The 21,469-nt window shown below is 67.5% G+C and carries 19 protein-coding genes and 1 riboswitch; of the genes, 10 read left to right on the forward strand and 9 right to left on the reverse strand.

Going from position 1 to position 21,469, the window contains the following annotated elements:
• The first annotated feature begins 16 nt into the window (after window positions 1-16).
• Genes G6N35_RS25415 through G6N35_RS25435 form a run of 5 tightly spaced genes read left to right on the forward strand, consistent with a single transcriptional unit; the run spans window position 17 to window position 4,578 of the window.
• Window positions 17-2,677 carry a sensor histidine kinase gene (locus tag G6N35_RS25415; RefSeq protein WP_246224508.1) on the forward strand — a complete coding sequence of 887 codons (2,661 nt, stop codon included), beginning with the start codon at window positions 17-19 and terminating at the stop codon, window positions 2,675-2,677.
• A complete protein-coding gene (locus G6N35_RS25420; protein ID WP_059016084.1) occupies window positions 2,674-3,087 on the forward strand; it encodes a roadblock/LC7 domain-containing protein in 414 nt (137 codons plus the stop codon). Before G6N35_RS25415 ends, G6N35_RS25420 begins: the two co-directional genes overlap by 4 nt.
• A 6-nt stretch (window positions 3,088-3,093) precedes the next feature.
• Window positions 3,094-3,462 (forward strand): DUF742 domain-containing protein, encoded by a 369-nt coding sequence (locus G6N35_RS25425; protein WP_163807122.1) that lies wholly within the window; start codon window positions 3,094-3,096, stop codon window positions 3,460-3,462.
• Complete coding sequence (locus G6N35_RS25430) at window positions 3,443-4,018, forward strand: GTP-binding protein (RefSeq protein WP_163807123.1); 576 nt, start codon at window positions 3,443-3,445, stop codon at window positions 4,016-4,018. Before G6N35_RS25425 ends, G6N35_RS25430 begins: the two co-directional genes overlap by 20 nt.
• 8 nt (window positions 4,019-4,026) lie before the next feature.
• Window positions 4,027-4,578 carry a pentapeptide repeat-containing protein gene (locus G6N35_RS25435; protein ID WP_163807124.1) on the forward strand — a complete coding sequence of 184 codons (552 nt, stop codon included), beginning with the start codon at window positions 4,027-4,029 and terminating at the stop codon, window positions 4,576-4,578.
• 7 nt (window positions 4,579-4,585) lie between these two features.
• Here G6N35_RS25435 and G6N35_RS25440 read toward each other — a convergent pair whose 3' ends face one another.
• The 3 genes from G6N35_RS25440 to G6N35_RS25450 form a co-directional block, all read right to left on the reverse strand.
• The gene (locus tag G6N35_RS25440; RefSeq protein ID WP_407664586.1) at window positions 4,586-5,053 is read right to left on the reverse strand and encodes an MPT63 family protein; all 468 of its coding nucleotides are present in this window, start codon (window positions 5,051-5,053) and stop codon (window positions 4,586-4,588) included.
• 123 nt (window positions 5,054-5,176) lie between these two features.
• Window positions 5,177-7,765, reverse strand: a complete 2,589-nt coding sequence (locus G6N35_RS25445) for an FHA domain-containing protein (protein ID WP_163807125.1) — start codon at window positions 7,763-7,765, stop codon at window positions 5,177-5,179.
• 31 nt (window positions 7,766-7,796) lie between these two features.
• Window positions 7,797-8,996 carry an NADH:flavin oxidoreductase gene (locus G6N35_RS25450; protein ID WP_163807126.1) on the reverse strand — a complete coding sequence of 400 codons (1,200 nt, stop codon included), beginning with the start codon at window positions 8,994-8,996 and terminating at the stop codon, window positions 7,797-7,799.
• A gap of 70 nt (window positions 8,997-9,066) precedes the next feature.
• Between G6N35_RS25450 and G6N35_RS25455 the strand changes: the two genes are divergently transcribed.
• The 4 genes from G6N35_RS25455 to G6N35_RS25470 all read left to right on the forward strand — a co-directional run bounded on the left by G6N35_RS25455 (window position 9,067) and on the right by G6N35_RS25470 (window position 12,433).
• On the forward strand, window positions 9,067-9,915 hold the full coding sequence (locus G6N35_RS25455) for a bifunctional methylenetetrahydrofolate dehydrogenase/methenyltetrahydrofolate cyclohydrolase (RefSeq protein ID WP_163807127.1): 849 nt from the start codon (window positions 9,067-9,069) through the stop codon (window positions 9,913-9,915).
• The gene (locus tag G6N35_RS25460; protein ID WP_163807128.1) at window positions 9,912-10,241 is read left to right on the forward strand and encodes a DUF3017 domain-containing protein; all 330 of its coding nucleotides are present in this window, start codon (window positions 9,912-9,914) and stop codon (window positions 10,239-10,241) included. Before G6N35_RS25455 ends, G6N35_RS25460 begins: the two co-directional genes overlap by 4 nt.
• A gap of 66 nt (window positions 10,242-10,307) precedes the next feature.
• Window positions 10,308-10,925, forward strand: coding sequence for a TetR/AcrR family transcriptional regulator (locus tag G6N35_RS25465; protein WP_163807129.1), 618 nt, complete (start codon window positions 10,308-10,310; stop codon window positions 10,923-10,925).
• Window positions 10,922-12,433 (forward strand): FAD-dependent monooxygenase, encoded by a 1,512-nt coding sequence (locus G6N35_RS25470; protein ID WP_163807130.1) that lies wholly within the window; start codon window positions 10,922-10,924, stop codon window positions 12,431-12,433. The genes G6N35_RS25465 and G6N35_RS25470 overlap by 4 nt, the downstream gene beginning before the upstream one ends.
• A 4-nt stretch (window positions 12,434-12,437) precedes the next feature.
• On the opposite strand, the gene G6N35_RS25475 is transcribed toward G6N35_RS25470, so the two are convergent.
• From G6N35_RS25475 to G6N35_RS25495, 5 genes are all read right to left on the reverse strand, one after another.
• Window positions 12,438-13,610 carry a sensor domain-containing diguanylate cyclase gene (locus G6N35_RS25475; RefSeq protein ID WP_163807131.1) on the reverse strand — a complete coding sequence of 391 codons (1,173 nt, stop codon included), beginning with the start codon at window positions 13,608-13,610 and terminating at the stop codon, window positions 12,438-12,440.
• A gap of 10 nt (window positions 13,611-13,620) precedes the next feature.
• Window positions 13,621-14,688 carry a sensor domain-containing diguanylate cyclase gene (locus G6N35_RS25480; RefSeq protein WP_163807132.1) on the reverse strand — a complete coding sequence of 356 codons (1,068 nt, stop codon included), beginning with the start codon at window positions 14,686-14,688 and terminating at the stop codon, window positions 13,621-13,623.
• Between the two features lie 113 nt (window positions 14,689-14,801).
• On the reverse strand, window positions 14,802-15,536 hold the full coding sequence (locus G6N35_RS25485; RefSeq protein WP_163807133.1) for a class I SAM-dependent methyltransferase: 735 nt from the start codon (window positions 15,534-15,536) through the stop codon (window positions 14,802-14,804).
• Window positions 15,533-16,672, reverse strand: coding sequence for a homoserine O-acetyltransferase MetX (metX, locus tag G6N35_RS25490; protein ID WP_163807134.1), 1,140 nt, complete (start codon window positions 16,670-16,672; stop codon window positions 15,533-15,535). Before metX ends, G6N35_RS25485 begins: the two co-directional genes overlap by 4 nt.
• A gap of 11 nt (window positions 16,673-16,683) precedes the next feature.
• Window positions 16,684-18,030 carry a bifunctional o-acetylhomoserine/o-acetylserine sulfhydrylase gene (locus tag G6N35_RS25495; RefSeq protein WP_163807135.1) on the reverse strand — a complete coding sequence of 449 codons (1,347 nt, stop codon included), beginning with the start codon at window positions 18,028-18,030 and terminating at the stop codon, window positions 16,684-16,686.
• A 43-nt stretch (window positions 18,031-18,073) separates the two neighbouring features.
• Window positions 18,074-18,194: riboswitch (SAM riboswitch) on the reverse strand.
• Between the two features lie 192 nt (window positions 18,195-18,386).
• Between G6N35_RS25495 and G6N35_RS25500 the strand changes: the two genes are divergently transcribed.
• A complete protein-coding gene (locus tag G6N35_RS25500; RefSeq protein WP_163807937.1) occupies window positions 18,387-20,624 on the forward strand; it encodes an NADP-dependent isocitrate dehydrogenase in 2,238 nt (745 codons plus the stop codon).
• A gap of 1 nt (window position 20,625) precedes the next feature.
• Here the strand turns inward: G6N35_RS25500 and G6N35_RS25505 are convergent, their stop codons facing one another.
• Complete coding sequence (locus tag G6N35_RS25505; RefSeq protein ID WP_163807136.1) at window positions 20,626-21,468, reverse strand: epoxide hydrolase EphH; 843 nt, start codon at window positions 21,466-21,468, stop codon at window positions 20,626-20,628.
• Window position 21,469: the final 1 nt, after the last annotated feature.

Raw genomic sequence — 21,469 nt, forward strand, 5'->3', positions numbered from 1 at the left:
GCCCGGCCGTCGTGCGATGACCATGTTCACCACCCCGGACGGGGTGGGACAGGTGCCGTCGTCTCCTGATCAGTCACCGGCCACCCCGGTCAAGCGGCCGTCGCGGTGGTCGCTGCGCAACTGGCCGGTGCGCGCCAAGGTGTTTGCGATCGTCGCCGTTCCCCTGGCATTGGCACTGGCCTTCGGCGGGGCCCGGGTGTATTCCGGGCTGACCGAGGCGCGCGAGCTCCAGGTGGCCGCCGACCGCGTCCAGCTGATCCCGTCGATCGAGAACTACCTGGCCGCCCTGGAGGGGGCGCTGCTGGCCTACTCCTCGGGTGGTGACACGGCGACGGCCAGCAACTCCTTCGACAACGCCAGGGCCGCGCTGCAGAAGAAGCTCAACGACACCGATGTGGCCACCGACGTGCGGACCGGCGTCACCAACATCCTGTCCGGTGGCCAGAAGCTCCTCGGCGCGGTGTCCTCCAATACCATCGGCTTGCGCGAGCGCATCACCACCTACGCGCCGATCCTGCTGACCGCCGAGGATGCCATCAACGGCTCGGTTCGCCTCGACGACGAGAAACTGCGGGCGCAGACCCAGGGCCTGAGCCGGGCCGTCGGCGCCCGCGGGCAGATGTTCATGCAGCAGCTCCTCGTCGAGCAGGGCGGTGATCTGCCTGAGGCCGAGCTGCGCAACTCGATGATCACACTGGCCGGCACCGAACCGTCGACCCTGTTCGACATGAGCCAGGTACTCGGCGTCGGATCACCCGACGTCAAAGTGCTGCAGGGCGAGATGGTGCGCCGGATGAACGTCATGTCCAATCCCGACGCGGTGCTGGTCGGCAACCTCGATCTGCGCCAGTCCCTGCAGGCCACCGCCAAGATTGCCGGCGAGGTGATCAGCAGCACCACCGGGCAGGTCGTCACCTCGGTCCGGGCGCTCGCCGATGACCGGCGTAGCACCGCGATCCGCGACGGTCTGCTGATCCTGGCGGCGTTCGTGATCGCCCTCGTCGTCGTGTACCTGGTGGCGCGGTCGTTGATCCGCCCGCTGCGCACACTGCGCGACGGCGCCCTGAAGGTTGCTCACACCGATCTCGAGCAGGAGATCGCCCGAGTCCGCGCGGGTGACGAACGCGAGCCCGAGCCACTGCCGGTGTACACCACCGAGGAGATCGGCCAGGTCGCCCACGCCGTCGACGAATTGCACACCCAGGCCCTGCTGTTGGCCGGCGACGAGGCCCGGCTGCGCATCCTGGTCAACGACATGTTCGAGACGATGTCGCGGCGCAACCGGTCCCTGGTCGACCAGCAGCTGGCGCTGATCGACCGGCTCGAGCGCAACGAGAAGGATCCCGAACGGCTGGAGAGCCTGTTCCGGCTCGACCACCTCGCCACCCGGATGCGCCGCATCGGGGCCAACCTGCTGGTGCTCGCCGGCGCCCAGGTGTCCCGCGACCAGCGCACCTCGCTGCCGTTGGCCAGCGCGCTCAACGGCGCCGTCTCCGAGGTCGAGGACTACAAGCGGGTGGAGATCGGCTCGGTGCCGGATTCCGCACTGGTGGGCCGCGTCTCCGGCGACGCGGTGCACATGCTTGCCGAGCTGATCGACAATGCCCTGCGCTACTCGCCACCGATCTCCCCGGTGCGGGTCACCGCGGTGCACACCAGCAACGCCGGCGTGCTCATCGAGGTGCACGACGACGGAATCGGCATGACCGACGCCGACCTGCGGATCGCCAACATGCGACTGCATGCCGGCGGTGAGGTGAGCCCCGACAACACCCGCCATATGGGGCTTTTCGTGGTCGGCCGCCTGGCCCACATGCACGGCATGGTGGTCCGGCTGCGCAACACCGTCGCCGGCCAGCCGTCCTCGGGTACCACCGCCGAGCTGTACCTGCCGCCCGAACTGCTCGAGCACTCGTCGCCGATCGGGCCCGACGCCCGGCCGTTCGGGCCGGGAGCGGCGTCGCAGACCCAGGACGACGATGCTCAGGCCGCGCGTTTCGCCGCTCCCTCGCTCAACGAGCAGCCCGCCGTCGGGCCGTCCGGTCTGCCGCAGCGTTCGCCCGGCTCCAGCGGGATCACCGCGGCGCCCGCACCGCCGCCGGAACCCGAGCCCGAGCCCGAGCCGTCGCGGTGGTTCGCCGATGCCGAGGGCACCGACGAAGCCCCTGTCCCCGAACATGACCAGCCCACCAACACGTCCGCGTTCTTCACCTCGCGCGAACGCGCGGGCAAGGATCTCGAGGAGGCGCCTGTCGACATCGCCGGCCTCGATGTGCTGGCCGCCGACCTGGCCGCCCCGGAGGCCGAGGACACCGATACCGACTTCATCTATCAGAAGATGCTCTCGGAGTTCCTGGTCGACCCGAAGACAGTGGCGGTACCCCAGGACTGGAAGTCGGTGTGGGACAACGGCTGGGCCACCGCGGGCGAGGTGGGCAACGTGCCGGTGCGGGCGCACACCGAGCACGGTCTGCCGGTACGCGAGCCCGGGGCGCGGCTGGTTCCCGGAGCGGCCGAACCCGTTCCGGTGCCGGTCAACCGCCCGCCCGCCGCGCCGGAGCTTCCCCGTCGCGATCCCGACGCCGTCCGCGCGTCGTTCAGCAACCACTTCGGCGGTGTACGGGCCGCCCGAGCCAACTCCCAGACTGGTACCGAGAACGGACGAGAGCAGGAATGACCTATCCGCCACGCGCGCAGAACAACTCGCTGGACTGGCTGGTGTCCAACTTCGCCCGCGAAGTACCAGGGGTGTCGCACGCCGTATTGGTCTCGGTGGACGGTCTGTTGATCGCCGCCAGCGAGCAACTGCCCCGGGAACGGGCCGAGCAGCTGGCCGCCGTCACATCCGGCCTGGCCAGCCTGGCCGCCGGTGCCGCGCAGCTGTTCGAAGGTGGCCAGGTGCTGCAGTCGGTGGTCGAGATGGCCGGCGGTTACCTGCTGGTGATGCGGGTCGGCGACGGCTCACAGCTGGCCACATTGGCCGCACCGAACTGTGATATCGGCCAAATCGGCTACGAGATGGCAGTTTTGGTCGAGCGGGTGGGCAACGTCGTCTCCTCGTCGCGTCGAGCCCCGCAGCCCTCGTGACCCACGATGGACCAGCGGCCGTCACCCGAGGATGAGGCGAACATCGTTCGCCCGTACGCGTTGACGTCCGGCCGCACCGATACCACCGTCGAACTGCCGTTGGAGGCTCCCATCGAGGCGTTGCGCTCGGCGGCGATGCCCCATTGGCCAGCCGGTGACGTTCGCGGCCGGATCTGTCACCTGTGCACCGAGCGCCCGTCGGTCGCCGAGATCTCGGCCACGTTGGGATTGCCGCTCGGTGTCGCGCGGGTCCTCGTCGGTGACTTGGTCACGTCGGGATATCTTCGGGTACACACGACATTGACCGACCGCTCTTCGGTAGACGAGCGCCGTGAACTCATAGGGAGGACCCTGCGTGGCCTACGAGCCCTCTGAGGGGCGCAGCTCCGCCTCGACGAAGATCGTCATCGCGGGTGGGTTCGGTGCCGGAAAGACCACGTTCGTCGGTGCGGTCTCGGAGATCATGCCGCTGCGCACCGAAGCCATGGTGACCGACGCCTCCGCCGCCGTCGACGTGTTGGAAGCGACACCGGAGAAGTCGACGACGACGGTGGCGATGGATTTCGGCCGGATCACCCTCGACAGCGACCTGGTGCTCTACCTGTTCGGTACGCCGGGGCAGCGCCGATTCTGGTTCATGTGGGACGACCTGGTGCACGGCGCCATCGGGGCCATCATCCTGGTCGACGTCCGCCGGCTGCAGGACAGCTTCCCGGCGGTCGACTTCTTCGAGCACCGCAAGCTGCCATTCCTCATCGCAGTCAACGAATTCGACGGTGCACCAAGATATCCCACCGACGAGATTCGCAAAGCTCTGACACTGCCGGCCAGCACGCCGGTGATCAGCGTGGACGCCAGGGATCGTAAATCGGCCACCGACGCGCTGATCGCGGTGAGCGAGTACGCCCTGGCCAGCCTGAGCTCCAGCTAGGCGCAACGATGCCGCACTGGGTCGACCAGGAGTTCGTCGGCCACGACTTCCGTGATGAGGACCTCTCGGGTCTGCAGACCGAACGTGTGGTGTTCACCGAATGTGAGTTCGGCGGAGCCAATCTGGCTGAGTCGACGCATTTGGGTTCGGCATTCCGCAACTGCCGGTTTCTGCGGACCACCCTGTGGCACAGCACATTCCGAAACTGCAGCATGCTGGGTTCCTCCTTCGAGGACTGTCGGCTGCGTCCCGCGGTGTTCGACGAGGTGGACTTCACGCTGGCCGTGCTCGGCGGCGCGGACCTGCGTGGGGTGGACCTGTCGGGCAGCCGGCTGCGCGAGGCCAGTTTGGTCCAGGCCGACCTGCGTAAGGCGGTGCTGCGCGGGGCGGACCTCACCGGGGCCCGGACCAACGGGCTTCGACTGGAGCAGGCCGATCTGCGCAGCGCCCGCGTTGACGCCTCACTGTGGACCACCGCGGCCTGCCGCGGTGCGAAGATCGATGTGCCGCAGGCGTTGGCGTTCGCGGTCGCTCACGGCCTCGACGTCACCGGCGAGTGAGAATCGGCTACTTCCAGAACAGCAGGTCGGCGACGCCGTTGTTGTAGACGACTTGAGTCGGGGCGGGGCCGGTCACGTCGAAGTACAGCTTGCCGGTCGACTTCGCGCCCTGGGGCAGCGTGGCGCCGCTGATGCCGGCCGGGGTGGCTGCCTGCCACAGCACCGGGTAGTTGGTGCCATTGGCCGAGCGGGCGTTGAAGTCGGGGATGATCGGCGTCACGGTGCCCTTGGCTGCGCGCACCGCGGCGGTGGCCTCCCACAGCCTGCCGGCCAGCGGGTAGCCGGGGATGGTGTCGGTGCTGGGCTTGAGATCGCTGATCTTCCACACCGTGATCACCGCGCCGCCGTCGTCGACCAGGTGATTCCACCCGCCGAAGGTGTCGGTGTTGGGATCGGTCGGGGCGGCGGTGGCCACCGGGGCGAGCACCATCGCGAGTCCCACAGCTGCGGCGGCAATCGCCGTCTTCATCGTCATGCGCGGCAGACTAGAGACATTCGATGAACAGGAGTCAACGGCCAGCTTGCGGGTGCGTTGATTCAGAACCCAGGCAGAGGTCCACTCGCACTTTCTCTGCGCCACGTCTGACTCAACCAACGGCTAGGCGGACTTCAGCCGGATCTTCCACCGCACGAACGTCAGATAGCCCACGCATAGTGCGCCCAGCATCGCCATGTCGAACCACCAGGCACCCGCGGTGTGCTCCCAGTGCCGGTCCTTCGGGGTCAGCGGTCCGGGCACCAGCTTGATCAGGTCGACGGTCGAGGCCGACGCCGCGAAGCCCCAGCGGGCTGGTGTGAACCAGGACAGCTGGTCGAGCACCAGTCGGCCGGTCACCGGAATCATGCCGCCGGAGAACACCAATTGGCTCATCACCGCGACCACCAGCAGCGGCATGATCTGCTCGTTGGACTTGGCCATCGCCGACAGCGCCAGGCCCACCATCGCGGCGGTCACCGTCGTCGCGCCCATCACCACGAACAGCTCCAGCGTCGGGTTGAGGAACGTCAGCGAGCCCTGGGTCGGCGATCCCTTGCCGGCGATGGTGATGGCCGTGACGATCGTGGACTGCACGATCGCGAACACCGCATAGATGCACACTTTCGCCAGCAGGTACGCCGTCGTCGAGAGACCCACGGCTTGTTCCCGGCGGAAGATGGCGCGTTCACCGATCAGATCGCGCACCGTCAGCGCGGTGCCCATGAAAATCGCACCGACGTTGAGCAGCACCAGGATCTGACCGGGTTCGTTGGGCGCATCGCCCATCGGATTGGGCACCCCGAAGCCGACGGTGCCGGGCACCGACAGCGACAGCACGCCCATGATGAACGGCAGCACCGCCAGGAATGCGAAGTAGCCCCGGTCGGAGATGATCAGCCGCAACTGCCGCCGCGCGATCGTCGAGAACTGGCGCAGCAGGCTGGTGTGCGTCGGCTCGCCGATGTCGGAGGGCCGCTCCGCCGGTGGTGGCGGGGGAGTCGGCCCGGTCTGCTGCAGGTAGCGCTGGTAGGCCGCGTCCGGATCGCCCGCCACGCTGCTGAAGATGTCGGCCCAGTTGGTGGTGCCCATCGCCGGGCCGATCTGGCTGGGCGTCCCGCAGAACGCGGTCTTGCCGCCCGGCGCGAGCAGCAGCACCTGGTCGCACACGTCGAGGTAGGTCAGCGAGTGGGTGACCACCAGCACCACACGACCGGCGTCGGCCAACTGGCGCAGCATCGTCATGACCTGGCGGTCCAGCGCGGGGTCGAGACCCGAGGTGGGTTCGTCGAGGATCAGCAGCGACGGGCCGGTCAGCAGTTCCAGTGCGACCGAGGCGCGCTTGCGCTGGCCACCGGACAGCTTGTCCACCCGGGTCTCGGCGTGCTTGGTCATCTCCAGCTCGGCCAGCACCTGCGCCACCACCTGCTGGCGGTCCTCCTTGGTGGTGTCCGGGGGCAGCCGCAGTTCGGCGGCGTACATCAGTGCCTGGTTGACCGTCAGCTGGCCGTGCACCACATCGTCCTGTGGCACCATCCCGATCCGGGAGCGCAGCGAGGCGTACTCGGCGTGGATGTTATGACCCTCGAAAGTGACTGTGCCACTTGTCGGATGGGTGTAGCCGGCGACCAATCGCGCGAACGTGGATTTACCAGCGCCCGAGGGGCCGATCACCGCGGTCAGTGTGCCGGGGCGCGCGGTGAGCGAGATGTTGTCGAGCAGCGTCTTGTTGTTCTCGATCGTCCACGTCACGCCGCGTACGTCGAGGCCGCCGGTGGCGGTGGCGGCCTCGGTCTCGGTGCGGCGCACCAGGGTGCCGCCGGCGAACACCAGGTCGATGTTGCCGATCGTGACGGTGTCGCCCTCGTTCAGCAGCGCGGTGTCGACGCGGGTGCCGTTGACGAACGTGCCGTTGATGCTGCGGTTGTCGACGATCTCCGTCCCGCCCGGGGTCGGGATCAGCGTGGCGTGATGGCGCGAGGCCAGCACGTCGGGGATGACGATGTCGTTGTCGGTCGCCCGGCCGATCTTGACGCCGCCCGGCGGCACATCACCGGGTGCCCCGGGGCGCAGGATCTTGAGCATCGAGGTCGCGATGTTCGACGATCCGGCCGGCTTGCCGGCGGCCGGGCGCATCTGCGTCGGTGCCGCGGCCGGCGGCGCCACAGGAGCCGACGCGGTGGGCGGCCGGGACGGATACGCCGGCTGCATTGGCTGCCCGCTGGTCGGGTACGACGGCGGCTGCTGGTAGGTCGGTGTGGGGCGCGACTGCGGTGGCGGCCAGGCATTGGCGGTCGACGGACCCTGAGTGGGGTTGGCCGGCCACGACGACGGCGCCGACGGCGGAGCGGACAGCCGCACCGACGATGTCTGCGGCGGGCGGCCCACCGACCCCTGGTGCCTGCCGACCCCGAAGCGGATCGCCGGTCCGTCCGGGTTGCCGACGTTGACGCTCATCCCGTCGGCGATCTCGACCGACGGGATGCGCCGGCCGTTGACGAACATCCCGTTGAGCGAGCCGTTGTCGATCGCCAGCCAGCGCCCGTTGTCGAACCGCAGCACAAGGTGGGCACGGGAGATCAGCGGGTGGGCGATCCGGACGTCGGCACGGAGGTCGCGGCCAACCACGACGTCGTGCCCTGCGGCGAAAGTGCGCTCCGACCCGTCGTACTGAACGGTCAGCGCGGGTGCGGCTGGTCGACTCATCGCCACCAACTGTATCGGTAGCGCGGCTTCCCGCCCGTCAGGCGGGAGCGCCCGTTTCGACGCAGATGGTCCGCGAGTAGATGGTCGGCATGCACTTGTTGCAGTGGGTACACAGCGACTTCACGGTGTGCGCGTCGCCATCGGCCTTGATCCGGTTGAGCAGGTCCGGTTCGGCCAGCAGAGCGCGGCCCATCGCGACAAACTCGAAGCCGTCGGCCATCGCCCGGTCCATGGCCTCGCGGTTGGTGATCCCGCCGAGCAAGATCAGCGGCAGGGTGAGTTCCTTGCGGAACAGCAGTGCGTCACGCAGCAGGTAGGTGTCCTCGTAGGGGTACTCCCGCATGAATTTCGTGCCGGTCATCCGCATGCCCCAGTTCAGCGGCCACTTCTGGGCGGCGGCGAACTCCTTGACCGGGGCGTCGCCGCGGAACAGGTACATCGGGTTGAGCAGTGAGCTGCCTGCGGTCAGCTCGATGGCGTCCAGACCGCCGTCGTCCTGCAGCCACTTCGCGGTCTGCAGCGATTCCTCGATCCGGATGCCGCCGCGCACCCCGTCGGCCATGTTCAGCTTGGCGGTCACCGCGATCGGCGCCGGACCCAGCCGCTCGACCTCGCGGCGCACGGCCATCACGATCGAGCGGGCCACCCTGGCGCGGTTCTCCAGCGAGCCGCCGTACTCGTCGGACCGGCGGTTGATCATCGGCGAGAGGAACGAGCTGGCCAGATAGTTGTGACCGAGGTGGATCTCGACCGCGTCGAAGCCGGAGTCGATCGCGTACCGCGCGGCCGCGGCGTGCGCGGCGATCACCTCGGCGATGTCGTCACGGCTGGCGTGCTTGGCGAACTTCATCGACAGCGGGTTGAAGAAGCGCACCGGCGCCAGGGCGGGCGCCTTGTTGGAGCGCGCGTTGGCCACCGGCCCGGCGTGGCCGATCTGTGCGCTGATGGCGGCGCCCTCGGCGTGCACGGCGTCGGCGAGCCGGCGCAGGCCGGGCACGGCCTGCGGGCGCATCCAGATCTGCCCGCCGTTGGTCCGGCCACCCTGGCTCACCGCGGTGTAGGCCACCGTCGTCATGCCGACACCACCGGCGGCGATGGCCCGGTGGAAAGAGATCAGATCGTCGGAGACGACGTCGTCGGGCGTGCGGGCCTCGAACGTGGCCGACTTGAGGATGCGGTTGCGCAGCGTGACAGGGCCGAGCACCGCCGGGCTGAACACATCTGGCGCACTGTCCATCACCGCAGCTCAACACGGGCGCAGTGGTGCTGTCAACGCTGCCTACTCGCTCAATGGAACAATGTGGTCCGTGGTCGCTATCACCTTGGACGGCAAGCTCACCCGCGACGAGATCTTCGTCGATCTGACCGAACGGGTGGCGGCGCTGACCGCCGCCGGGCGCACCCCGGGACTGGGCACCGTCCTGGTCGGTGACGACCCGGGCTCGCACGCCTACGTGCGCGGCAAGCATGCCGACTGCGCCAAGGTCGGCATCACCTCGATCCGGCGTGATTTGCCCGCCGACGTCAGTCAGGCCCAGCTCGAGGACACCCTCGACGAACTCAATGCCAACCCGGACTGCACCGGCTACATCGTGCAATTGCCGCTGCCGCGCCACCTCGATGAGAACGCTGCGCTGGAACGCATCGACCCGGCCAAGGACGCCGACGGTCTGCACCCGATCAGCCTGGGCCGGCTGGTGCTGGGCAAGGACGCCCCGCTGCCGTGCACTCCGCGTGGCATCGTGCACCTGCTGCGCCGTTACGACGTGCCGATCGCCGGCGCGCACGTGGTGGTGATCGGCCGCGGTGTCACCGTGGGCCGCCCGCTGGGCCTGCTGCTGACCCGCCGCACCGAGAACGCCACCGTGACGTTGTGCCACACCGGAACTCGTGATCTGCCGGCACTGACCCGGCAGGCCGACATCATCGTGGCCGCGGTCGGTGTGCCGCACATGCTGACCGCCGACATGGTGCGGCCCGGTGCGGCGGTGGTCGATGTCGGGGTGAGCCGGGTCGACGGCAAGCTCACCGGCGACGTCCACCCCGACGTGTGGGACGTCGCCGGACACATCTCACCGAACCCGGGCGGGGTGGGCCCACTGACCCGGGCCTTCCTGTTGACCAACGTCGTCGAGGCTGCCGAAGGGGCCCAGTGACGACTCGGGCCAAGCGCCGATTGCCGACTCGTGACGAGGCGGTGGCGTTCACCCGCCGCGTCGTGCGCTCGCAGTGGCCGATCCTGAGCGTGTTCGCGGTGTTCCTGCTGGCATTCGTGCTGGTGGCGGCGGGCTTCTGGCGCCGCGGGTCGCTGTTGATCGGGATTGCGGTCGGGGTGGCGGCCGCACTGCGACTGGTGCTCTCCGAGGACCGCGCCGGCCTCCTGGCGGTGCGGTCGCGCAGTTTGGACTTCGCCACCATGACCACGTTGAGCGTGATCATGATCTATGTGGCGTCGACCATCGACCCGTTGGGCACGTCCTAACCCGCCCACAAAACTTGCCTAGCGGGCAATCTTGCCCGGTGTGCAACTTCTCGGTACGGTGGTGTCATGACCGCACCGCAGGGCTTGCGCGAGCGCAAAAAGGCCGACACCCGCAGGTCTCTCAGTGACGCTGCGCTGCATCTGGCTTTCGAGCGCGGAATCGACAACGTCACCCGGGAGGCCATCGCGGAGCGGGCCGGGGTATCGCTGCGCACCTTCAACAACTACTTCGCAGGCAAGTACGAGGCCATCGCCTACCGACAGCTGGAGCGAATGCGGCGCAGCCTGAACACCTTTCGCGAATGGCCTGCCGGTGATCCGCTGTGGACGGCGATCACCGAATCGGTACTCGAGCCGCTGCTGACCGAGATGGGGGAGGACTTCGCGCCGACCCGCCAGCAGCTGGACCGGCTCGTCGAGCTCAACATGGCGATCGAGGTGCGTAATGCATTGGCCAACAACCTGATGACCGAATGGATCGCGGCAATCGCCGAACGCACCGGCACCGACCCGGAGCGCGATATCTATCCCCGACTGGTGGCCGCCAGCATCCGCGCCGTCGCCGAAGCCGCCATGGACACCTATATCGCCGCCGATCCGCCTGTCCCGATCGTCGGTCTGATGCGCCGTGGATTTGCCGATGTCACAGCTGGTTTGCCCGAACCGAAGCGGAGGTCGTCATGACCGAGAAGCGCGAGGTCGTCATCGCCGGAGCAGGTCCCAACGGCCTGATGCTGGCCTGTGAACTGGCCCTGGCCGGGATCATGCCGGTGGTCCTCGATGCCCTGCCCGGGGCCTCTCCCGAACCCAAGGCCAATGGCCTTGTCGGGCAGGTGGTTCGGATGCTCGACATGCGCGGTCTGTACTCCGGGTTCACCGGCCAGGACCGGCCGCAGCCGTTACCCGGCTGGATGTTCTCGGGGATGCAGTTGAGCTATCCGGACCCCGCCGCCAGTCCGATGTACGCCATGATGATGCCGCAGCCCCAGCTGGTGCGACTGTTGGAGAAGCGTGCCCGTGAGCTTGGCGTGGATCTGCGCTGGGGTCACGAACTCGCCGAGCTGCAGCCCGGCGACGATGGCGTAGCCCTGAGTATCGCGACCGCCGACGGTGTTTACCGGATGACCGCCGGCTATCTCGTCGGCGCGGACGGTGGTCGCAGTATGGTCCGCAAGAGTGTGGGCATCGGCTTTCCCGGAACCACGTCGGAGACCGTCGGGCGGTTGGCCCAGGTGGAGGTGCCCGATGAGTTCCGCGCGCCCGATGGCGGGTTGAATATCCCAGGAGTGGGACATATCCCGTTCGGGCACAACAGGTTCGACAACGGGATGGTGCTCGCCGGTAGCTTCCAGCCGGGCGTGCTGCTGGTCGGCACTCGGGAGGACGGCCGCGCCGACGAGCAGGGCCCGCTGACGATCGCGGAACTGCGGGCCAGCCTGCAACGGATCCTGGGTGTCGACGTACCCCTGCAGGAGCCGAGCGGCCCGGGCCCGCATGCCAAGCGACGTATCGACGGCCAGAACACCAGGCAGGCGGACCATTACCGGGCCGGGCGCGTCCTGCTGCTCGGCGACGCTGCCCACGTGCATTCGGCGATGGGCGGTCCGGGATTGAACCTCGGTCTGCAGGATGCGGTCAACCTCGGCTGGAAACTGGCTGCCGAGGTCAACGGATGGGCGCCTGCGGGTCTGCTCGACAGCTACGAGACCGAACGCCACCCGGTGGGTCAGCGCGTCATAATGCACTCCATGGCCCAGAGCGCGCTGATGGCCCCAGGCTCCGAAGTCGCCCAATTGCGAATGCTTTTCGAAGAGCTGCTCGCCCTACCCGGCGTCAGCGAGCACGTGGGCCGCCTGCTAGCCGGGTCGGACGTCCGCTACGACGTCGGTGACGACCATCCGCTCTCCGGCTACCTGGTGCCGGATCTGACGCTCGACGACGGCCGGCGGGTGGCGGATCTGTTGCACGATGCGCGTCCCGTTCTGATCGACGCAAGTGGGGGAGCGGTCGCGGCTTCGGCGCAGGGATGGGCCGATCGGGTCACCATCGTCACCGCACCATTGGTCGACGGACCGGTGGGCATACTGGTCCGGCCGGACGGCTATGTCGCTTGGGCTGCAGAGGAATTCGCGCCGAGCGGCGCGCGGGCTCTGCGTGCTGCTCTTGGCCGCTGGTTCGGCGCCGCAGCCTGAGTTCTCACCGAGCATCTGTGCGGCGGGCCTTTTCCCGATACATCGCCTGGTCGACTCGGGCAACGAGGTCTGCCACGTTTCGGTCGGTGTCGGCGTAGGTCGCCAGCCCGATGCTGACGCTGACATCACAGGGACTCAACCCCTGGGCGCCGAGGGTGCTGATGCGCTGGCGAATTCGGTCAGCGGTGTCGCGGGCCCGAGCGCCGTCGGAATCGACGATGCCGACGCAGAATTCGTCGCCGCCGAGCCGGCCGACAAAGTCGCTGTCCCGGACTTCCCGGCGCAGCACCTCACCGATGGTGACCAACAGGTCGTCGCCAGCGAGATGGCCGAAGGTGTCGTTGACGACCTTGAAATCGTTGACGTCGATCAGCAGCAAGCTCAGCTGGACGTGGCTGCTGCGGGCCCGAGCGGCTTCGGCCTCCAGTGCCTCGGTGAATCCGCGTCTGTTCAACAGCGACGTCAGCGGGTCTGTGCTGGCCAATAGCGCGAGTTGGCGCTGGAGCGATTTGAGCTGGGTGATGTCGTGGGACGTGCTCAGAATCGTCGGAATCGTTCCGTCTGCGGCATATTCAGGCACAACTCGACAGAGGAAGTGCTTTGGACCCTGCTCCGTCTCGAACTCGAACTCCAGCTCGGCTGGCTCGCCTGTCTCGAAGACCCTGCTGTGCAACGACTTCCACACTTCGACGAGGTGATCTGGCATGCCAAGTTCAGCATTTGTCTTGCCGAAGAACGCTTGGGGGTCTATCCCGACGATTCTCTGCATGGCGCGGTTGACGAACAGGTGCCGGTGATCGCGGTCAAAGCGGGCAACGATATCGGGCAATTGCTGCACGATCGCGTAGAAGGAGTCGTTGTGGCGCTGGTGATCCTCGGTCGCGTGCAAGATCCCGAGACATTCTCCGGACGGGTGGCCGAGCGGCTGAAGGACGCAGTGCAGATTCGGCGCGCCGGCGATGTGCATGACCACCGGGCCAGCGTCTCGTCGAGGCCACTCAGAGGCCACCTGTGCCAGCAGGTCAATTTCTGTCAGTGCCTCGTCGCCCGGCATGAGTGCGTCGGTGAACTCCGGCGTCGCGGCCACGAGAACCACCCGATCGCCGTCGTGACGGCAGAGAAACGCTGGAACCTTGGCGACGCTGAGCCAGTCGAGCCATTGGTTTGCAGCCCTCACCTGCACGACTCTAACTTGCCCGTGGGCCGATGCCCCCCGACTTCACCTCGTACATCAAGATGTCGACGCGGCTCAGTAGATCCACAGCGGTGGCGTCGCGCGCGTCGGCTTCGGCTACCCCGACGCTGACGCTCACCCCGATCGGCTGGCCGTCAGCGTGAGTGATGCTGTTGACGCGTTGGCCGATCCGCGCGGCGACGTCTCGGGCCGCCGCAGCGTCTGTGTCGATCAGGGCGACACAGAATTCATCACCGCCGAGCCGAGCGCAGGCATGTGCCGAGCCCGTCTCCTCGGTGAGGATCCTGGCCATCGCTTTCAGCACCCGATCACCGGCGAGGTGGCCGAACCGGTCGTTGATGTCCTTGAAGTTGTTGAGATCCAGCATCAGCAGGCTAAGGAGGCCCTCGCCGCGCTGCACGCGCTCCAACTCGGCGCCGAGGCGGGCGGTGAAACTGCGCCGATTCAGCAGCGCCGTCAGCGGATCCGTGCGCGAGAGTAAGTCGAGCTGTTGTTCGAGCTTCTTGACCTCGCTGATGTCACGAACCACCGACAGCACGGTACGTACCCGGCCCTCGTGATCGAACTCGGGTGTCGCGCGACCCAGATAATGGCGCAGACCAGTCGTCCCGTTGTAGCTGAATTCGAGTTCGACCGGTTCTGCGGTGTCGAACACCTGTTGATAGGCCCTCTGGAACGCGGTGCCGAGTTCCTCCGAGGTGCCGACTTCACCGTGGGTCTTGCCATGGCGGGTCGCACGGGGGACTGCGGTGAGGGTGGCCATCGGTGGATTGGCATATTGGCAGCGGTAGTCGCGGTCGAACCGGGTGACGACATCGGGCAGGTTCTCCACCATGGTGAAGAAAGCATCGTCCGGCGCTTGCCACTCGTCGGGCAGTCGCAGGATCGCCAGGTGATCTCCGTGCGCGTCGACGGCCTGGAGGACGCACTGCCAGACCGGAGCCCGGGATGCACTGATGGTGAAGGGGCCGCCCTCAGCTCGTACTGACCACCGGTCCGCCAGCCTGTCGAGTAAGGCCTTCTCATCGATCTCGCGGCTCAATCGCTGCATGATTGCCATGAAGGCTGGTGTGCGACAGGTGATATCGAGACCATCGTCGGTGTGTCGGCAACGGAAAGCTGGTACTCCTGCAGCGCCCAGGACTTCCAGCCATTGCTCCGCCGACAACACGGCTACCCGGCCAGGGTGGCTCGGATACACACCGTGATGTAGGGCAGCGCCAGACCGGTGGCACTCACCAAAGCTGGATGAGTCGCCAACAGGGTGCGCACCTGATCCAGGGTACGGGTGCGCACCTCCGCCGGAGAGGTGATGCAGTAGCTGCGCGAGGCCACCAGGTCGATCAGCGCCTGTGGCGTCAGGTAACTCGTCCACTCCACCTGGTGGTGCTCGACGTCGGTGAAGGGCGCAGGCAACCGGGTGGTCTGGTGAAACTGGGCGTCCTCGTGGCCGATGATGCGGCCCAGGTTCTTGACCCAGCCCGAGCGTTCGTCGCGCACATTCCAGACCAGACCCAGCCGACCGCCCGGCCGTAGCACCCGCGCCACCTCGGCCGCCGCCTGCTCGCGATCGAACCAGTGCCAGGCCTGTGCCACCAACACCGCGTCAACGCTGTTGTCCGGCAACGGAATCTGCTCGGCCGTGCCCAGCAGTGCCGGGGTATCGGGGAGTGCCGAGCTGAGCAGCTCGAGCATCTCGGCGATCGGGTCGACGGCGATCACGTGCAGGCCGCGCTCGACGAGCCGGGTGGTCAGCTTGCCGGTGCCGGCCCCGAGGTCCAGGACGTCATGCGCGTCCGGTGGCAGCAACCAGTCGATGGCCTCCGGTGGGTACGACGGACGGCCCCGTTCGTACGCGGCGGCCTCGGACCCGAATGACAGTGAACGTTGGCGCCGTGACTCGGTCACCGCCGGCGTCCCCCGGACCCGTCGGCGATGTCCAGTGTCCGGCGGACCAATTCACCGACCGCTTCGGTCTCGACCAGGAAGCCGTCGTGACCGTAGATCGACTCGACCACATTGAGCCCGTCGCAGCCGGGCAGCAGGTCGGCCAGCTCCTGTTGTAGCCGCAGCGGATACAGGCGATCGGAGGTGATCCCGCCGACGACGACGGGCACCGGGCACGACTTCAGTGCGGCGGTGACGCCGCCTCGGCCCCGTCCGACGTCGTGGGTGGACAGCGCGTCACTGAGCGCCACGTAGCTGCCGGCGTCGAACCTCTCGACCAGCTTGGCGCCCTGGTACTCCAGGTAGCTCTGCACCGCGTAGCGGCCACCGGTCAGCGGATCTTCGCCGCCCTGCGCGTCGTTGCCGAACCGGGTGTCCAGTTCCACCTCGCCGCGGTAGGTCAGATGGGCGAATCGGCGGGCCAGCTGCAAACCGGACCGCGGGGAGCGGTCTGTGCCGTGGTAGTCCCCGCCCTGCCAGTCGGGGTCGGAGGTGATGGCTGCGATCTGGGTGCTCTGCGTGCCGATCTGGTCGGCCGTGGCTCGGGCTCCGACGGCGAGCACCAAGCCGGCGCGCACCCGTTCGGGGTAACCGATCAGCCATTCCAGCGCCCGCGCGCCGCCCATCGAGCCGCCGACGACAGCGGCGACCTCGGTGATTCCCAGTGCGGCCAGCGCGGCGACATCGGCGGCCACTTGATCACGCACGGTGATCACCGGGAAACGAGACCCCCACGGCTTGCCGTCCCGAGCCAGCGAGCTCGGCCCGGTCGAACCGCGGCAGCCACCCAGCACGTTGGTCGCGATCGCACACCAGCGGTTGGTGTCGATCGGGGCGCCCGGCCCGGCCACGCCGTCCCACCAGCCTGGCGTCGGGTGACCCGGCCCGGCGGGGCCGGTGAGATGGGAATCGCCGGTCAGCGCGTGCAGCGCCACCACGACGTTGTCCCGGTTGGGGGAGAGGTCGCCCCAGCGCTGGACCGCGATCGAGACATCGTCGATCACCTCGCCGCTTTCCAGGGTCAGCGGGCCGATGTCGACGATGCTGATCTCGCCCTCGGCGGGCAGTGTCACGGTTCGCTCATCCGAGATGGTCACGTCGGGCTCCCTCAAAAGGCCGCCACGGCCCGCGGGTCGGAGGCGTCCGCAGACAGTGACGACGCGGCAGCGAAACCGCGCTCGAGGTCGGCCAGAATGTCGTCGATCCCTTCCAGCCCCACCGCCAGCCGCACCAGGCCGGGAGTGACGCCAGTGGCCAGCTGCTCCTGCGCCGACAACTGCTGGTGGGTGGTCGAGGCCGGGTGGATCACCAGCGAGCGGACGTCACCGATGTTGGCGACGTGGCTGTGCAGCGTCAGGGCGTTGACAAAGGCTTTGCCCGCCTCGACGCCGCCGGCCAGCTCGAACGACAACACCGCTCCGGTTCCCTTGGGCGCCAGCGTCTTTGCCCGCTCATGCCACGGTGAGCTGGGCAGCCCGGCATAGTTCACCGACTCCACGGCCGGGTGGCTCTCCAGGAACTCGGCGACCTTCTGGGCGTTGGCCACGTGGCGCTCGATGCGCAGGCTCAGCGTCTCCAGGCCCTGGGCGATCAGGAAGGCGTTGAACGGCGAGGCCGCCGAGCCCAGGTCGCGCAGCAACTGAACACGGGCCTTGAGCGCGTACGCCGGCGCCCCCAGGTCGGCGAACACCACACCGTGGTAGCTCGGGTCCGGGCTGGTGAAGCCGGGGAAGCGCCCGCTGGTCCAGTCGAAGTTGCCGCTGTCGACGATGACGCCGGCGATCGCGGTGCCGTGTCCGCCCAGATACTTGGTGGCCGAGTGCACGACGATGTCGGCGCCGTGGGCGATCGGCTGGATCAGGTACGGCGTTGCGATGGTGTTGTCCACGATCAACGGCACGCCGTTGTCGTGGGCCACCTGGGCTACCCCGGGGATGTCGAGGATGTCGATCTTCGGGTTGGAGATGGTCTCGGCGAAGAACGCCTTGGTGTTGGGCCGGACCGCCGCACGCCACGAATCCAGGTCGTCGGGGTCGTCGACGAACGTGGTCTCGATGCCTAGCTTGGGCAACGTGTAGTGCAGCAGGTTATAGGTGCCGCCGTAGAGCCGCGGCGAGGACACGATGTGGTCACCGGCCGCAGCGAGGTTGAGGATCGCGAATGTCTCGGCCGCCTGGCCGGAGGCCAGGAACAGCGCCGCGACTCCACCCTCAAGAGCGGCGATGCGCTGCTCGACGACGTCGGTGGTGGGGTTCATCAGCCGGGTGTAGATGTTGCCCGGCTCGGCCAGCCCGAACAGCGCCGCCGCGTGGTCGGTGCTGTCGAACGCGTACGACGTGGTCTGGTAGATCGGGAGGGCCCGGGCGTGCGTCACCGCATCCGGGGTCTGCCCGGCGTGGATCTGCTTGGTCTCGAACGACCATTTCGCGCTCGGGTCGGTGTCAGGTGTGCTCACGACAGAACAGCCCCTATCTGTATCCGGGGCCCGTCTCTGTGCGGACCCGCGCTTGCCGTGCAGCCGGTGAGGGCTGCTCAACCTGGTCAATCACCCGGGGCACCCCACCGCGGTTGGAGGGTTGCCGGCCAGCGAGCCGGGGCTTGACGCTGGCACTCATGACCGTGGACCAGATTATCGCACCGGTCGGACACCTGGCCAGCGGGTTACCGCAGGCCTGGAGAGGGGCAATGTGATGCAGACCTCTCCGCTCATGTGCCGACCTCCCTCCCGTAGCGTCGGATGCGACGCGATACTGATAGCCGCTAACGACCCTGACACCGATGACACTGATGACCACGCCTGGAGAACAGCACATGAGCGACGAGCAGCCGACCATCATCTACACGCTCACCGACGAGGCGCCGCTCTTGGCGACCTACGCCTTCCTTCCGGTGCTGCGCACCTTCGTGGAAGCAGCCGGGATCAACGTCAAGTCCAGCGACATCTCGGTGGCCGCCCGCATCCTGGCCGAGTTCGGCGACTACCTCACCGAGGAGCAGCGGGTCCCGGACAACCTCGCCGAACTCGGCGCGCTGACCGCAGACCCGTCGGCCAACATCATCAAGCTGCCCAACATCAGCGCCTCGGTGCCTCAGCTGGTGGCCGCGATCAAGGAGCTCAAGGCCAAGGGTTACAACGTCCCCGACTACCCGGACGACCCCAAGACCGACGACGAGCGCACCATCAAGACCCGTTACGCCAAGGTGCTCGGTAGTGCGGTGAATCCGGTACTGCGCGAAGGCAACTCGGATCGCCGCGCCCCCAAAGCGGTCAAGGAGTACGCCCGTAAGCACCCGCACAGCATGGGGCAGTGGTCACAGGCGTCCCGCACCCACGTGGCCACGATGAAGCACGGCGACTTCTACCACGGCGAGAAGTCGATGACGCTGGACAAGGCCCGCAGTGTGCGGATGGAGCTCAAGACTGATTCTGGCAAGACCGTCGTGCTCAAGCCCGAGGTGAAGCTCGACGAGGGCGACGTCATCGACAGCATGTTCATGAGCAAGAAGGCGCTGATCGACTTCTACGAGGAGCAGATCGAGGACGCCTACAAGACCGGCGTGATGTTCTCCCTGCACGTCAAGGCCACCATGATGAAGGTCAGCCACCCGATCGTGTTCGGTCATGCGGTCAAGGTCTTCTACAAGGACGCCTTCGCCAAGCATCAGGCACTGTTCGACGAGCTGGGCGTCAACGTCAACAACGGCCTGTCCGATCTCTACGACAAGATCGAGGTGCTGCCGGCCTCGCAGCGCGAGGAGATCATCGAAGACCTGCACAAGTGCCACGAGCACCGGCCGGAGCTGGCGATGGTCGACTCGGCCAAGGGCATCTCGAACTTCCACTCGCCCTCCGACGTCATCGTCGACGCCTCGATGCCGGCGATGATCCGGCTCGGCGGAAAGATGTACGGCGCCGACGGCCGCACCAAGGACACCAAGGCCGTCAATCCGGAGTCGACCTTCTCTCGGATGTACCAGGAAGTCATCAACTTCTGTAAGACCAACGGTCAGTTCGACCCGACCACCATGGGCACCGTGCCCAATGTCGGGCTGATGGCGCAGAAGGCCGAGGAGTACGGCAGCCACGACAAGACCTTCGAGGTCCCCGAGGCCGGCGTCGCCGACATCGTCGACAACGAGACCGGCGAGGTGCTGCTGTCGCAGAACGTCGAGGCGGGCGACATCTGGCGGATGCCGATCGTCAAGGACGCCCCGATCCGGGACTGGGTCAAGCTGGCCGTCACCCGCGCCCGGCTGTCCGGGATGCCGGTGGTGTTCTGGCTCGACGACGAGCGTCCGCACGAGAACGAGCTGCGCAAGAAGGTCAAGACCTACCTGGCCGATCACGACACCGAAGGCCTGGAGATCACGATCCTGCCGCAGGTATGGGCCATGCGCTACACCCTGGAGCGGTTGATCCGCGGCAAGGACACCATCTCGGCGACCGGCAACATCCTGCGCGACTACCTGACCGACCTCTTCCCGATCCTGGAGCTGGGCACCAGTGCCAAGATGCTGTCGATCGTGCCGCTGATGGCCGGTGGCGGCATGTACGAGACCGGTGCCGGTGGCTCGGCGCCCAAGCACGTCAGCCAGCTGGTGGAGGAGAACCACCTGCGGTGGGACTCGCTGGGTGAGTTCCTCGCGATCGGCGCCAGCCTGGAAGACCTCGGCAACAAGACCGACAACGCCAAGGCCAAGGTGCTCGCCACCACTCTGGACACCGCCGTCGGAAAGCTGTTGGACGAGAACAAGAGTCCGTCGCGCAAGACCGGCGAGCTGGACAACCGGGGCAGCCAGTTCTACCTCGCGCTGTACTGGGCCGCGGAGCTGGCGGCGCAGACCGAGGACGCCGAACTCGCCGCACACTTCGCCCCGCTGGCCAAGGAGCTGGCGGAGAAGGAAGACGCCATCGTCGCCGAACTGGCCGAGGTCCAGGGCGGCCACGCCGACATCGGTGGCTACTACTACCCGGATCCGGCGAAGACCGCTGCGGTGATGCGGCCGAGCAAGACGTTCAACGCCGCGCTGGAAGCCGCCCAGGGCTGACTCAGGCGCCGCGGTCCTCGGCCACGGCAACCGGCGGCGTGTGCGCGTCGACCCAGGTGATGATGAGGTCGGCGATGCGCTCGGGTGCCTCGAACATCGGGATGTGACCGACCCCGTTCAGCGTGGTCACTTCGTCGATGGCGGGGATGTGCTTGAGGAAGTGCTTGGTGAACCGCGGGTGCGGCAGCACCCGGTCGCGCTCGCAGATCACCAGGTTGGTCGGGATCGTGGTCTCGGTGAGTTCCATCAGCCCCGGCATCAGCAGCGCCTTGATCAGCAGCTGGTAGTAGGCCCGGCAGTGGGTGACGTCGTCGATGATCTCGTTCAGTTCGGCGTCGGTCAGGCCCGCCGGGGTGGCGCTGATCGGGACGCTGGCAGCCTGTTTGGCCAGCGGTAGCCTCAGGGCCCGCTCCCGCAGCAGCAGGGCCGTCAGCCAGACCGGGGCGCCGGCGACGAACTTGGCGACGATCTCGTATTTGACCGGCGACCAGCGGTGCCAGCCGCCGGCCGGGGCGATCGCGGTCAGGGTGCGGGCACGGCCGCGGCGTTCGAGTTCGAAGGCCACCCAGCCGCCCAGTGAGTTGCCGACGATGTGGGCGCTGTCCCACCCGAGTTCGTCGAGTTGGGCCTCGACGTGGTCGGCCAGCGTGGCGGTGTCCAGGAACCACGACCGGCTGGCCGGACCGCCGTTGTGGCCCGCCATCGACGGCGCGAACACCTCGAACCGGCCGGTGCCGGCCAGCTTGGGCGCCACGTCCTTCCAGACGTACGACGACATCATGAACGGGTGGAGCAGCAGGATGGGCTGGCCTGCCCCCAGATGGATCGGCTCGCGTGGTGCCATA

The sequence above is a fragment of the Mycolicibacterium anyangense genome (assembly GCF_010731855.1).
GTDB lineage: Bacteria > Actinomycetota > Actinomycetes > Mycobacteriales > Mycobacteriaceae > Mycobacterium > Mycobacterium anyangense.

Coding starts and splice junctions, on each gene's coding strand:
- G6N35_RS25415 (WP_246224508.1), top strand. CDS start 17: ATGACCATGTTCACCACCCCGGACGGGGTGGGACAGGTGCCGTCGTCT.
- G6N35_RS25420 (WP_059016084.1), top strand. CDS start 2,674: ATGACCTATCCGCCACGCGCGCAGAACAACTCGCTGGACTGGCTGGTG.
- G6N35_RS25425 (WP_163807122.1), top strand. CDS start 3,094: ATGGACCAGCGGCCGTCACCCGAGGATGAGGCGAACATCGTTCGCCCG.
- G6N35_RS25435 (WP_163807124.1), top strand. CDS start 4,027: ATGCCGCACTGGGTCGACCAGGAGTTCGTCGGCCACGACTTCCGTGAT.
- G6N35_RS25440 (WP_407664586.1), bottom strand. CDS start 5,053: ATGACGATGAAGACGGCGATTGCCGCCGCAGCTGTGGGACTCGCGATG.
- G6N35_RS25450 (WP_163807126.1), bottom strand. CDS start 8,996: ATGGACAGTGCGCCAGATGTGTTCAGCCCGGCGGTGCTCGGCCCTGTC.
- G6N35_RS25465 (WP_163807129.1), top strand. CDS start 10,308: ATGACCGCACCGCAGGGCTTGCGCGAGCGCAAAAAGGCCGACACCCGC.
- G6N35_RS25470 (WP_163807130.1), top strand. CDS start 10,922: ATGACCGAGAAGCGCGAGGTCGTCATCGCCGGAGCAGGTCCCAACGGC.
- G6N35_RS25480 (WP_163807132.1), bottom strand. CDS start 14,688: ATGGCAATCATGCAGCGATTGAGCCGCGAGATCGATGAGAAGGCCTTA.
- G6N35_RS25500 (WP_163807937.1), top strand. CDS start 18,387: ATGAGCGACGAGCAGCCGACCATCATCTACACGCTCACCGACGAGGCG.
- G6N35_RS25505 (WP_163807136.1), bottom strand. CDS start 21,468: ATGGCACCACGCGAGCCGATCCATCTGGGGGCAGGCCAGCCCATCCTG.